Genomic DNA, 12,101 nt, shown 5'->3' on the forward strand with positions numbered 1-12,101 from the left:
CGTCCGCTCGGATCCGCGGGTCGAGGCGCGCGTCGTCTTGCCGGGTGAGCGTACGTCATAGCCGGCTTCATGGTGGACGGCCCGATCCCGCATCCCGCCGCTTCCGTCGGTGCGGATTAGCGCGGGTGCCTCTCACCCCGCCCGGTTCCCGAGCGCTTCCAGTTCCGGGAACGGCACGGTCCGGTGTCCGGTGCAGACCTCGTCGTCCTCGATCACGGTGAGCACGGTCCCGTCCGCCCGCACCACGATCTTCGGCTTCTCGGGCTTGTCGAAGGTCCGGCCCTTCATGTGTGCGGAGACGCAGTAGAGAGTCCGCCCGGCATCCTCGAAGGGTCCGCTGATCCGGGCGTGCTCGAACCGCACCGGGATCAGCGAGACCGAGCCGAATGCGACTTGCCGGAGCGCCAGGGCGGCCAAGCGCTCGCGCGCGGTGCCGGATGCCGGCATGTCGGGCGCGGCCCGGCTGCCCATGCAGCCGCCGGCCAGCAATGCAACGGCGACGGACGCCAGGACCCGTGAACACATGCGAATCTCCTCCAGAGCTGGGAGAATAAGCCGCCGCGGCGCCGGGGAGGAACAGGTGCCGAACGGCTTCCGAGCGCTTATCTCTCACCCATGCAGTGGACCGACGAGGGCATCGTTCTGGGCGTGCGCCGCCACGGGGAGACCGGCGCGGTGCTGGAGGCCCTGACCCGCGAGCACGGGCGCCATCTCGGCCTCGTACACGGCGGGCGCTCGCGGCGGATGCAGCCGGTGCTGCAGCCGGGCAACCGCGTGCGGCTCGCTTGGCGAGCGCGTCTCGACGAGGCGCTCGGCACCTACCGGGTCGAGCCGGAGGAATCCGCGGTCTCGCGCCTGATCGGCTCCTCGCTCGCCCTCTACGGCGTCACCCACATGGCGGGACTGCTGCGCCTCCTGCCCGAGCGCGACCCGCACCCGGCGCTCTACGAGGCTGCCCGCATCCTGATCGAGACGCTCGACGATCCCGACATCGCGCCCCCCCTGATGGTGCGCTTCGAGCTCGCGGTCCTCGCCGAACTCGGCTTCGGACTCGATCTCGGCGCCTGCGCGGCGACGGGCTCCAACGACGCGCTGATCTACGTCTCGCCCCGCACGGGCCGGGCGGTCAGCGCCTCGGCGGGCGAGCCCTACCGCGACCGCCTGCTGCCGCTGCCAGGCTTCCTCATCGGCGCCGGGATGGGCCCGGACGACGTTACCAAGGGGTTTACCTTGACGGGCTACTTCCTCAGCCAGCACATCTGGGGCCCCCGCGCCCTGCCGGTGCCGGAGGAGCGGGCACGGTTCGTCGCACTCAGCCAGCGTGACGGCTGACGACGTTCATGCTATGTTCCGTGTGAGTCACTGAAGCTGGAGCCGTCATGGGACAGCCCTTCGAGCCGCCGTCCGGCGACGGCATCGAGAGCGTCGAGCTGAAATCCGCGCTGGAGGAGCGCTACCTCGCCTACGCGCTCTCGACCATCATGCACCGGGCGCTGCCCGACGCGCGCGACGGCCTGAAGCCCGTGCACCGGCGCATCCTCTACGGCATGCGGCTGCTACGCCTCGATCCGACCACCGCACACAAGAAGTGCGCGAAGATCGTCGGCGACGTGATGGGCGACTTCCACCCGCACGGCGACCAGGCGATCTACGACGCGCTGGTGCGCCTCTCCCAGGACTTCGCCCAGCGCTATCCCCTGGTCGACGGCCAGGGCAATTTCGGCAACATCGACGGCGACGGCCCGGCCGCCTACCGCTACACCGAGGCGCGCCTCACCGAGGTGGCGCGGCTGCTGCTCGACGGGATCGACGAGGACACAGTCGATTTCCGGCCCTCCTACAACGGGGAGAAGGAGGAGCCGATCGTCCTGCCGGCAGCCTTCCCGAACCTCCTGGCCAACGGCAGCCAGGGCATCGCGGTCGGCATGGCGACCTCGATCCCGCCCCACAACGCGGCCGAGCTCTGCGACGCGGCCCTCTACCTGATCACCCACCCCGAGGCGACCTCCGCGCATCTCGCCAAGTTCGTGCAGGGCCCGGACTTCCCGACCGGCGGCATCCTCGTGGACTCGGCCGAATCGATCGCCGAGGCCTACCGCACCGGGCGCGGCGCCTTCCGGGTGCGCGCCCGCTGGTCCAAGGAAGATCTCGGCCGCGGCACCTGGAACATCGTCGTCACCGAGATCCCCTACGGCATCCCGAAGGCGCGGCTCATCGAGAAGATGGCCGAGCTGCTGCAGGAGAAGAAGCTGCCGCTGCTCGCCGACGTGCGCGACGAGTCGGCCGAGGACGTGCGCGTCGTGCTGGAACCGCGCGCGCGCAGCGTCGACCCGGTCATCCTGATGGAGTCGCTGTTCCGGCTCACCGAGCTGGAGGCCCGCATCCCGCTCAACCTCAACGTGCTGGTCGACGGCGTCGTGCCGCGGGTGATCGGGCTCGCCGAGTGTCTGCGGCAGTGGGTCGACCACCGCCGCGTGGTGCTGCAGCGCCGCTCGCGCTTCCGCCTCGGCCAGATCGAGCGGCGCCTGGAGATCCTGGGCGGGTTGCTCATCGTCTATCTCGACCTCGACGAGGTGATCCGCATCATCCGCGAGGAGGACGAGCCCAAGGCCGCTCTCATCGCCCGCTTCGATCTCACCGAGATCCAGGCCAACGCCATCCTCGACACGCGGCTGCGCAGCTTGCGCAAGCTTGAGGAGATGGAGCTGAAGCGCGAGTTCGAGGCGCTGACCGCCGAGAAGGCGGAGATCGAGGGCCTGCTCGGCTCCGACGAGCGGCAGTGGAAGACGGTCCAGGCCCAGATCCGGGCCGTGAAGAAGACCTTCGGCCCCGAGACCAAGCTCGGCCGCCGCCGCACGACGCTTGAGAACCCGCCCGACACCGCGGGCGTCGACTTCACTTCGGCGCTGGTCGAGCGCGAACCCATCACCGTGATCGTCTCGGAGAAGGGCTGGATCCGGGCGCTCAAGGGCCACGTCGCCGACCTCTCGGGCGTCTCGTTCAAAGGCGACGACGCGCTCAAGATCGCCTTCCCGAGCGAGACGACGGCCAAGATCCTGCTGCTCGCCTCGAACGGCAAGGTCTTCACCATCGAGGCCTCGAAGCTGCCGGGCGGCCGCGGCTTCGGCGATCCCGTGCGCCTGATGGTCGATCTCGACGACGGCACCGAGGTGGTGGCCGCGCTCCCCTACCGGCCGGAAAGCCGGCTCCTCATCGCGGGCTCGGACGGGCGCGGCTTCCTGGCGCCGTCCGACGCGCTGGTCGCCAACACCCGCAAGGGCAAGAGCGTGCTGGGCCTCGACGGAGACGCGACCGCGGCCCTCCTCGTGCCGGCCGGCGAGGGAGACCACGTCGCGGTCTGCACGGCCGACAAGCTGCTGCTGGTCTTCCCCATCACCGAGCTGTCCGAGCTCGCCCGCGGCAAGGGTGTGCGGCTCCAGCGCTGCCGCCAGACGGTGCTGGCCGGCGCCCACGTCTTCCGGCTCGCCGAGGGCCTGCCCTGGCGCGACACGGCGGGCCAGAGCCGGCTCGCAAACTTGGGGCTCCTGGAGAAGTGGATGGGCCACCGCTCGGACGCGGGCAGCCTGATGACCCGCAGCTTCCCGAAATTCGAGCGGTTCGGGGCGTGAAGGACCGGTCGGGAGTCCCACGGACTCAGGCCGCTCACCCCGCCCGGCGGCCGCAGCGCACGTAGCTCGCGCTGCCCTTGGCGCTGGTCCAGGTCAGACGGTCGCCGTCGACCACGAGGCGGACCTGGGAGGACCAGCGCCGCCCGCGGTCGGTGCACTCGGCGCCCGCGATCCAGGCGTTGCCGACGCGCCGCCCGTCATGGAAGGTGCAGACCGTGCGCCCGGCCTGGGCGCGCTCGCTCGTGATCGTCGCCTGGTAGTAGCCGCGGCGGCGGTGCGGCGCGCCGCAGGCGGCGGCGTTCGGCCCCCAGACGCCGACATGGTCGGGCCGCTCGTGCAGGAGCGGCGGAACCGGGTGGCCGACATAGGGCGCGGCGGCCGGCTCGGGGGCCCGCGCCTCCGCCGGGCGGGCGGCGGCCATCTTGTGCGCCCCGCCGGCCGCCTCGCGCGCGCCCTCGCGGCCCGGTTCGTCGAGCCCGTAGGCGACGCGCCGCGCCGCCTGCACCGCGCCAGGACCCGGATCGGGAAAGTCGAGGGCCGGTCCCTCGCGCTCGACTGCCGCGGGCCGGAGCGGCAGGTCCTCGGTGAGGAAGACCGCGCTGAAGGCCAGGAACGCGCCCCAGCCCGCCGCCAGGACGAGCGGCACGCCGAGCCAGGCGCGGCCGCGTCGGCCCGGCTCGGTCCCCTCGTCTGGCAGACCCGGTTCGAGGCCCGCCGCCACCGCCATTCCCCCGGCCATGCTGCCCCCCCGCAGGCCCCTTCAGCGCCCGAAGATGCCCTTCAGGAACTGCGCCGTGCGGTTGCGCTTCTTCTTGCGCTCCAGCTCCGACGCGTCCTTCAGCCACGCCACCTGCACGACGCGGCGCTCGCCCTCGAAGGGCTCGTGCCCGTGCCAGGAATTGTCCGCCCGCAGGAATGCGAACATCGTGCCCATCGTCGGCGGCACCTCGACCGCGAAAGGCTCGTAGTTCTTCCCGTCGTACAGAACCCGCAGACGGCCGGCCGCCGGAGCGTCCCAGGCGTCGTTCATGTAGACGAGGAGTGTGAGCACCTTCGAGGGCCCGTCCGTGTGGATCGAGCCGTATTTCGGCTGGCTGCGCCGCATGATCGTGGTCAGGCGCGGGCAGGACACGAGGTCGATGCCGAACTTCTCGCCGAGGATGCGGGAGAAATCGTCACTCTCCAACTCGTCGATCAGCGCCTTGAACCGGCCCTTGAGCGCCACCTCGTCCACCGTGAGGTAGCCGGGCTTGGCGATGTCGGGGAAATCCTGCCGGATCGCGTCGATCGCCTCGGGCTTCAGCACGTTCTGGCCGAGCGTCCAGGCATAGGGTTCGCGCGCCACGGGGGCGGAGCGCACGGCGTCGAGGTCGAGGATCGAGAGCGTCATCAGGGAACCGAACCCCCCGGAGGAAGAAGAACGGGCGTACCAAACCGCGAACGCGTTCCGGGCAACCGAATGTTAACCGGCCTGCGCCAGCGGCAAATCCATAAACCGTCCGATTACGGCACCGCCACGGCGGATTATCGCCGGGCTTTGCAACCGGGTGACACCCGGGGTCTTCCCGCGGGCCGTCGAAACTGCCATGCTTGTGCTCTGTTCAGGTTTCCGAGCGTGCTGAGGCGCCTGTTTCCCACGATGCGACGCCTCGTCAGCGCCTGCCTCATCGGCCTCGCCTTCGGCGCCCCGGCCAAGGCGCAGGGCCGGGCCTCCACCTCGACCGGCCGGCTCCTCTCCTGCGCCGAGACGATAGCCCTGGTGAAGCAGGAGGGCGCCGTCGTGCTCGCCGTGCCCAAGGGGCCGCCGGAGCGGTTCGTGCGCGACCGCTCCTTCTGCACCTTCTCGGAGATCGCCGAGCTGCGCTTCGTGCCCACCCGCGACAACCCGCAATGCCCGGTCGGCTACCGCTGCCGCGAGCCGGGCTTCGAGGAGTGGGACTGGTAGGCGGATCGGCCGCGCCACCCTCGGGGGAGATTGCGAAAGTTTCACGCGACATCCCGGGCCGGGTGCCTCTATGTCGCCACGACCCGCCGTCACTGCCGCTGACGGCGGCAAGGGGAAGACGATCGAGGTCGTTGAGCCCCGGACGCTCGGGACGATCTGGGAGACGCGCGTGGCCGCATTCAGGAGCGGGCTCGGGATGCAGGCCGTGCTCACCGCACTGGCCGCCCTGGTGCTGTTGGCGATGCCGGGAATCCCCTCGCCGCCGCTCTACGTCTCGCTCGCCGGCTTCGCGATGGCGGGCATCCTGCTGGCCTCGGCCAACCTCTCCGCCTACCTGAAGATCTTCGTCTCGGTTTACGGCATCGGCTACCTGCTGCTCGCCGGCACCAAGACGCTGGCCGCCATGGGCGCCCTGCCGCCGGTGATCGCCGCGTTGCTGCCCCCGGCCTTCGCGGCGACCGGTGCCGTGGTCTTCGGCGGCATCGTGCTGGCGATCTCCTACTGGAAGCCGATCCGCGACATCACGCTGATCGCCGATCCCTACTTCGCCAACCGGGACGCGCCGACCAAGGAGATCGGCCTGTTCCGCTGGTTCGGCCGCACCGAGGGACAGATCGGTCAGCGCCTCGTCGCGCTCTCGATCTTCGTGAACTTCGCCGACGTGGCGCTGACCCTGCGGTTCAACTTCTTCTACCGCGACATGTACAACACGCTACAGGAGCTGAACGCCGAGGCCTTCTGGTACCAGATCACCTGGATCTTCATCCCGCTCGCCGTCATCAATATCGCGATCGGCATGTTCGACCTCTTCGTCGACTCCTCCCTGCACATCCGCTGGCGCACCTGGCTGACGCACAGCCTCTACGAGCGCTGGCTCGGAAAGGGCACGCACTACCGCATCCCCTTCACGGACGTGGAGGCCGACAACCCGGACCAGCGCATCCAGCAGGACGTCAACGCCTTCATCCAGCAGACCGCGAGCCTGTCGATCCGGCTGCTCAGCCAGGCGGCGCAGCTCGTCTCCTTCATCGTCATCCTGTGGACGATCTCGCGCGACTTCGTGCTGCCCTTCACCGACACGGTGATCCCGGGCTTCCTGGTCTGGCTGGTGATCGCCTACGCGGTGGTCGGCACCTGGCTCACCCACGTCATCGGCCGGCCGCTGATCGGGCTGAACTTCCGCCAGGAGCAGGTCGAGGCCGACTTCCGCTTCTCGCTCGCCCGCGATCGCATCTACTCGGAGCAGATCGCGCTGATGCGCGGCGAGCGCGCCGAGGCCTCGCGGCTGGCCACGCTGTTCCACGCGGTGATCGACAACTACGTCGACATCATCTTCCGGCGCATCAAGCTCATCGCCTTCACCTTCACCTACCGGCAGGCGAGCGCGGTCTTCCCGCTGATCGTCGCGGCGCCGTCCTTCTTCTCGAAGAAGATCACGCTCGGCACCCTGCAGCAGACCTCGGACGCCTTCAGCAACGTGAAGGGCTCGCTCGACTTCTTCGTCAACAGCTACATCACCCTGGCCTCCTACCGGGCCAACACCATCCGTCTCGGCTCCTTCAAGCGGGCGATGACGAAGGCGGAGGCGCTCTCGGCCGCGGGCTACGGCCTGGAGCAGGGCAACGACACGCAGGGACCGGTCACCGCGCGCGGCCTGACCCTGGCGCTGCCCGACGGCCGCGAGATCGTGCGGGCCGACCAGCTCGCCCTGCCGAAGGGCGCCGCGACCCTGGTGGCCGGCCCCTCGGGATCCGGCAAGTCGACCCTGTTCCGCGCGATCGCCGGCATCTGGCCGTTCGGGAAGGGCCGGATCGACGTGCCGGCCGGGCAGTCCGCCCTGGTCCTGCCGCAGAAGCCCTACCTGCCGCTGGGGACCCTGCGCGGCGCCATCGCCTATCCGAACACGGTCGATCAGGTGGACGACGCGGCGATCCGCGAGGCGCTCGTCGCCGCGCAACTGCCCCAGCTCGCCGACAAGCTCGACGAGGTGGACAACTGGGACCGGCGCCTCTCGGGCGGCGAGCAACAGCGGCTCGCCATCGCCCGGGCGCTGCTCGCCAAGCCGGACTGGCTCTTCCTCGACGAGGCGACCGCGGCCTTGGACGAACCGAGCGAGGCCGCGATCTACCGGATGCTGCGCCAGCTCCTGCCCGGGACGACGATCGTCTCGATCGGCCATCGCTCGACGCTGAACGCGCTGCACGACCGCAGGGTCGAGATGCAGCCTGAGAGCGGGCTGTTCACCCCGCGCGACGCGCGCATGCCGGTGCCGGCGGAGTAGGCGGGCGCTTCCTCTACTCGGCCGGCACCGGCCCCACTGACGCCCACCATCCCGAGCCTGCCGAGCGGAACCCGGAACAACGGTGGCGGGAACCGAATAGCTGATCTCGGTCGATCAAACCGTGAGTTGTGGATCCGCTCCCCCCATGCGGGGAGAGGGCTTCGGCGACCTTGTCGTTGCCGAAGCGAGCCGGCAGGCGAGGGGGCTTTCCCGGAAGAGCCTCCTCCGGAATCGCCCCCTCACCGCCGCTGCGGCTTCGCCTCCGCTTCCTGTCTGCACGACGAGGTGCAGACAGGCCTCTCCCCGCACGGCGGGGAGAGGGGTGACCCCGGTCAGCCCTTCAGACCCGATGCCGCTTCAGCCGCCGCCCGGATCGCTGCCGTGTCCGGCGCGCCGGGCTTCACCACCCAGCTGCCGCCGACGCAGAGCACCGCCGGCTCGGCGAGCCATTGCGGGGCGGTCGCTTCCGTGATGCCCCCCGTGGGGCAGAAGCGGACCTGACCGAACGGGGCTGCCAGCGCCTTCAGGGCCTTCAGCCCACCCGAGGCCTCCGCCGGGAAGAACTTGAACCGGTCGAGCCCGTGGTCGAGCCCGCGCATGATGTCGGCGGCGTTGGCCACGCCCGGCAGGTAGGGCACGCCGTTCGCCTTGGCGGCGTCGGTCAGCGGGTCGGTCAGCCCCGGCGAGACGATGAACTCGGCGCCGGCCGCCAGCGCCGCGTCGAGGTCGCGCGGGTTCAGCACCGTGCCGGCACCCACCACCGCGCCCTCGACCGTTGCCATCGCGCGGATGACATCGAGTGCCGCGGGCGTGCGCAGGGTAACCTCCAGGGCGGTGAGCCCGCCCGCCACCAGGGCCTCGGCGATCGGCACCGCATGGGCCGCGTCCTCGATCACCAGGACCGGGATGACGGCGACGGAGCGCATCAGCGCGTCGATGCTGGTCAGGTCGTTCACGGCATCACCTCCTGTGGTCATCGCTTCGAAAGGTCCGAGACCTTTCGCGGGGTCCCGGGGCGGAGCCCTGCATTTGGCTCCGCCGCCCCGGCAGAGCCGGGACGGAGGAGCCAACCCGGAGTTCCGCCCCGGGACCCCGCCAAAGGGTCACGACCCTTTGGGACCCCGTTACAGGCCCGCGGCAGCGAGCATCGCCGAGGCGCCCTGTTCGGCGCCGTCCGCGCCGTGGCGCATGAAGGCGAAGAGCTCGCGGCCCGTGCCCTCTTCCGGCGGCGGCACCGGGGCCGGCTCGCGGGCGTCGAGTTCGGCCGCGTCCACCATCACCTCCAGCAGGCCCTCCTCGGCGCTGAGCCGGACGATGTCGCCGTCGCGGATCCTGCCGATCAGGCCACCGGCGAGAGCCTCGGGCGTCAGGTGGATCGCCGCCGGGACCTTGCCGGACGCCCCCGACATGCGCCCGTCGGTGACCAGCGCGACCTTGTGGCCGCGATCCTGCAGAACGCCCAACGGCGGCGTCAGCTTGTGCAGCTCCGGCATGCCGTTGGCGCGCGGGCCCTGGAAGCGGACCACCACCACCACGTCGCCCTCAAGCTCGCCGGCCTTGAACGCCGTGATCACCGCGTCCTGATCGGAGAACACCCGGGCCGGCGCCTGGATCGTGCGGCGCTCCGGCTCGACCGCGCTGGTCTTGAAGGTGGCGCGGCCGAGATTGCCCTTCACCAGCCGCATGCCGCCGTCCGGCTGGAACGGCTCCGCCGGCCGGCGCAGCATGGCCGGGTCCAGGCTCTCGGGCACCGCCTCCTCGAAGACGAGGTCGTCGCCGTGGAGCTTCGGATCGCGGGCATGATCGCGCAGGGAGCCGCCCGCCACCGTCAGGATGTCGTCGTGCAGGAGGCCCGCGTCGAGGAGCGCGGCGATCACGAAGCTCATGCCGCCGGCGGCATGGAAGTGGTTCACGTCGCCCGAGCCGTTCGGGTAGACCCGCGCGATCAGCGGCACCGCGGCCGAGAGCCGATCGAAATCCTCCCAATCGAGCACGATGCCGGCCGCGCGCGCCATGGCGGGCAGATGGATGGCGTGGTTGGTCGAGCCGCCGGTGGCGAGCAGCCCCACCACCGCGTTCACGATCGCCTTCTCGTCGATGCACAGGCCGAGCGGCCGGTAGTCGTTGCCGTCCGCGCCGATCTCGGTGAGGCGGTGGATCGCCGCCCGGGTCACCGCCTGGCGCAGCTTCGTGCCCGGATTGATGAAGGAGGCGCCCGGCATGTGCAGGCCCATCACGTCCATCATCATCTGGTTGGAGTTGGCCGTGCCGTAGAAGGTGCAGGTGCCGGCCCCGTGATAGGAGGCGGATTCGGATTCGAGCAGCTCGTCGCGCCCCACCTTGCCCTCCGCGTAGAGCTGGCGGATGCGCTGCTTCTCCTTGTTGGCGAGCCCCGAGGGCATGGGTCCCGCCGGAATCAGGATCGTCGGCAGGTGGCCGAAGCGGAGCGCCCCGATGATCAGGCCCGGCACGATCTTGTCGCAGATGCCGAGGAGCGCGGCGCCGTCGAACATGCCGTGGCTGAGGGCGACGGCCGTCGAGAGCGCGATGGTGTCGCGCGAGAACAGCGACATCTCCATGCCGCGCTGGCCTTGCGTGACCCCATCGCACATGGCCGGCGTGCCGCCCGCGACCTGGGCGGTGGCCCCGCGCTCGCGGGCGAAGATCTTGATCTGGTCCGGGTAGCGTCCGTAGGGCTGATGGGCCGAGAGCATGTCGTTGAAGGCGGTGACGATGCCGATATTCATCGACCGGCCGGCCCGGATCGCGGCCTTGTCCTCGCCCGATGCCGCGAAACCGTGGGCGAGGTTGCCGCAGGCGAGCTTCGGCCGGTGAACGCCGTTCTCCCGCTCCCGCTCGATCAAGTCGAGATAGCGCCGCCGGCTCGCCCGCGAGCGCTCGACCACGCGGGCCGTGACCGCCGCCACCTCGGGATGGATCTCCGCCATGGGTTCTCCTCGCCGTCCGCCCCGCGCATCGACGCGGGATGTGTCCGCTTTCGGAACGCGTTCTAGACCTCGGACGATCGACCGTAAACGTTTACACGAGCCCGCCGTCGCCGGGGGGGCCGGCGCCTCGGAGGCGCCGGCCCGTTCGGGCTCAGTACTCCCAGAAGATGCGCTGCAGCTCCTTGGTGTCGTTCGTCTTGGTCAGCGCCACCGCGGTGAGGATCTTGGCCTTCTGGGGGTTCAGGTCGTGGGCCACCACCCAGTCGTACTTGTCGTCGGGCTGCTCGGCATTGCGCAGCACGATGCCGTCGCCGACCCGCGAGGAGCGCACGATCAGCGTGCCCTTGGACCGGATGTCCTTCAGCGTGTCGACGAGGTAGCCCGCGACCGAGCCGTTGCCGGTGCCCGCGTTGACGATCGCCTTCGCGCCCGCATCGACCGCGGCCGTGTAGGCGCCCGGATACATGTTGCCGGAGCCGTAGACGATCGCCACCAGCGGCAGGCTGTCGATCTGGTCGATGTCGAATTCGGAACTCTTGCCGTGCCGCTTCACCGAGGAGCGGAAGAAGTAGGTCTTGCCCTCGACCACCATGCCGAGCGGGCCCCACTGGCTGTAGAAGGCGCTCGGCACCACGTTGACGCGCTTGGTGACGTCGCGCCCGGCCTGGATCTGGTCGTTCATCGTGACCATCACGCCCTTGCCCACGGCCTCCTTGGAGCCCGCCACCGTAACGGCGTCGAGCAGGTTGAGGGCGCCGTCCGCCGAGATCGCGGTCGAGGGTCGCATCGAGCCCACCACCACGATCGGCTTGTCGCTCGGCACGACGAGGTCGAGGAAGAGGGCCGTCTCCTCCAGGGTATCGGTGCCGTGGGTGATCACCACGCCGTCCACATCGTCCTGCTTCAGGAGCGCCGAGACGCGCTTGGCCAGTTGCACGAGCTGCGCGTCCGTGAAGCTCTCGGAGGCGATCTGGAAGACCTGCTCGCCGCGCACGTTGGCGACGTTGCTCATGGCGGGCACTGCGGCGAGCAGCTTGTCCACCGGGACCTTGGCGGCCTGGTAGGTCGCGCTGTTGGCCGCGTCCGCACCGGCGCCCGCGATGGTGCCGCCGGTCGCCAGGACCACGACGTTCGGCTTGCGCGCCGCCTGACCCGCCGCGGCCTCCGGCATCTCGCGGGCGAGGGCAGGCAGGGGGCCGAGCGGCAGGACCGCGAAGGCGAGCGCCACGAGGCTCACCCGGCGATTGAAATGCTGACCGGTCCGGAATGCTGGCATCTGAAGTTCCTGTCTCCTCGAA

Annotated in this window: 10 protein-coding genes; 4 read left to right on the forward strand and 6 right to left on the reverse strand. The window is 70.3% G+C overall.

Annotated features, from left to right (window positions below):
• Positions 1–132: 132 nt before the first annotated feature.
• Positions 133–525, reverse strand: a complete 393-nt coding sequence (locus DK427_RS14410) for a hypothetical protein (protein WP_109951868.1) — start codon at positions 523–525, stop codon at positions 133–135.
• Positions 526–615: 90 nt separating this feature from the next.
• Between DK427_RS14410 and recO the strand changes: the two genes are divergently transcribed.
• Both recO and parC read left to right on the forward strand, forming a co-directional pair.
• A complete protein-coding gene (gene recO / locus DK427_RS14415) occupies positions 616–1,332 on the forward strand; it encodes a DNA repair protein RecO (protein WP_109951869.1) in 717 nt (238 codons plus the stop codon).
• Positions 1,333–1,379: 47 nt separating this feature from the next.
• On the forward strand, positions 1,380–3,629 hold the full coding sequence (gene parC, locus DK427_RS14420) for a DNA topoisomerase IV subunit A (RefSeq protein WP_109951870.1): 2,250 nt from the start codon (positions 1,380–1,382) through the stop codon (positions 3,627–3,629).
• Positions 3,630–3,663: 34 nt separating this feature from the next.
• On the opposite strand, the gene DK427_RS26715 is transcribed toward parC, so the two are convergent.
• Both DK427_RS26715 and DK427_RS14430 read right to left on the reverse strand, forming a co-directional pair.
• Positions 3,664–4,368: a peptidase inhibitor family I36 protein gene (locus tag DK427_RS26715; protein ID WP_204165171.1), complete on the reverse strand. Its 705-nt coding sequence runs from the start codon at positions 4,366–4,368 to the stop codon at positions 3,664–3,666.
• 21 nt (positions 4,369–4,389) lie between these two features.
• Positions 4,390–5,022 carry a 2OG-Fe(II) oxygenase gene (locus DK427_RS14430; RefSeq protein WP_109951871.1) on the reverse strand — a complete coding sequence of 211 codons (633 nt, stop codon included), beginning with the start codon at positions 5,020–5,022 and terminating at the stop codon, positions 4,390–4,392.
• Between the two features lie 246 nt (positions 5,023–5,268).
• On the opposite strand from DK427_RS14430, the gene DK427_RS14435 reads away from it, so the two are divergent.
• Positions 5,269–5,574, forward strand: a complete 306-nt coding sequence (locus DK427_RS14435; RefSeq protein WP_109951872.1) for a hypothetical protein — start codon at positions 5,269–5,271, stop codon at positions 5,572–5,574.
• A 169-nt stretch (positions 5,575–5,743) separates the two neighbouring features.
• Positions 5,744–7,855, forward strand: a complete 2,112-nt coding sequence (locus DK427_RS14440; protein ID WP_109954167.1) for an ABC transporter ATP-binding protein/permease — start codon at positions 5,744–5,746, stop codon at positions 7,853–7,855.
• A 332-nt stretch (positions 7,856–8,187) separates the two neighbouring features.
• On the opposite strand, the gene eda is transcribed toward DK427_RS14440, so the two are convergent.
• From eda to DK427_RS14455, 3 genes are all read right to left on the reverse strand, one after another.
• Complete coding sequence (gene eda / locus DK427_RS14445; protein ID WP_109954168.1) at positions 8,188–8,802, reverse strand: bifunctional 4-hydroxy-2-oxoglutarate aldolase/2-dehydro-3-deoxy-phosphogluconate aldolase; 615 nt, start codon at positions 8,800–8,802, stop codon at positions 8,188–8,190.
• Between the two features lie 177 nt (positions 8,803–8,979).
• A complete protein-coding gene (gene edd, locus DK427_RS14450) occupies positions 8,980–10,803 on the reverse strand; it encodes a phosphogluconate dehydratase (protein WP_109951873.1) in 1,824 nt (607 codons plus the stop codon).
• A 151-nt stretch (positions 10,804–10,954) separates the two neighbouring features.
• Entirely contained in the window at positions 10,955–12,079 is a 1,125-nt protein-coding gene (locus DK427_RS14455; protein ID WP_109951874.1) for an asparaginase, read from the reverse strand.
• Between the last annotated feature and the right edge of the window lie 22 nt (positions 12,080–12,101).

This window comes from Methylobacterium radiodurans (genome assembly GCF_003173735.1).
Taxonomy (GTDB): domain Bacteria; phylum Pseudomonadota; class Alphaproteobacteria; order Rhizobiales; family Beijerinckiaceae; genus Methylobacterium; species Methylobacterium radiodurans.

What these genes read in the sequence shown, in the direction of transcription:
- edd (WP_109951873.1), bottom strand. Translation starts at nt 10,803, where the DNA reads ATGGCGGAGATCCATCCCGAGGTGGCGGCGGTCACGGCCCGCGTGGTC.
- DK427_RS26715 (WP_204165171.1), bottom strand. Translation starts at nt 4,368, where the DNA reads ATGGCCGGGGGAATGGCGGTGGCGGCGGGCCTCGAACCGGGTCTGCCA.
- recO (WP_109951869.1), top strand. Translation starts at nt 616, where the DNA reads ATGCAGTGGACCGACGAGGGCATCGTTCTGGGCGTGCGCCGCCACGGG.
- DK427_RS14410 (WP_109951868.1), bottom strand. Translation starts at nt 525, where the DNA reads ATGTGTTCACGGGTCCTGGCGTCCGTCGCCGTTGCATTGCTGGCCGGC.
- parC (WP_109951870.1), top strand. Translation starts at nt 1,380, where the DNA reads ATGGGACAGCCCTTCGAGCCGCCGTCCGGCGACGGCATCGAGAGCGTC.
- DK427_RS14435 (WP_109951872.1), top strand. Translation starts at nt 5,269, where the DNA reads ATGCGACGCCTCGTCAGCGCCTGCCTCATCGGCCTCGCCTTCGGCGCC.
- DK427_RS14455 (WP_109951874.1), bottom strand. Translation starts at nt 12,079, where the DNA reads ATGCCAGCATTCCGGACCGGTCAGCATTTCAATCGCCGGGTGAGCCTC.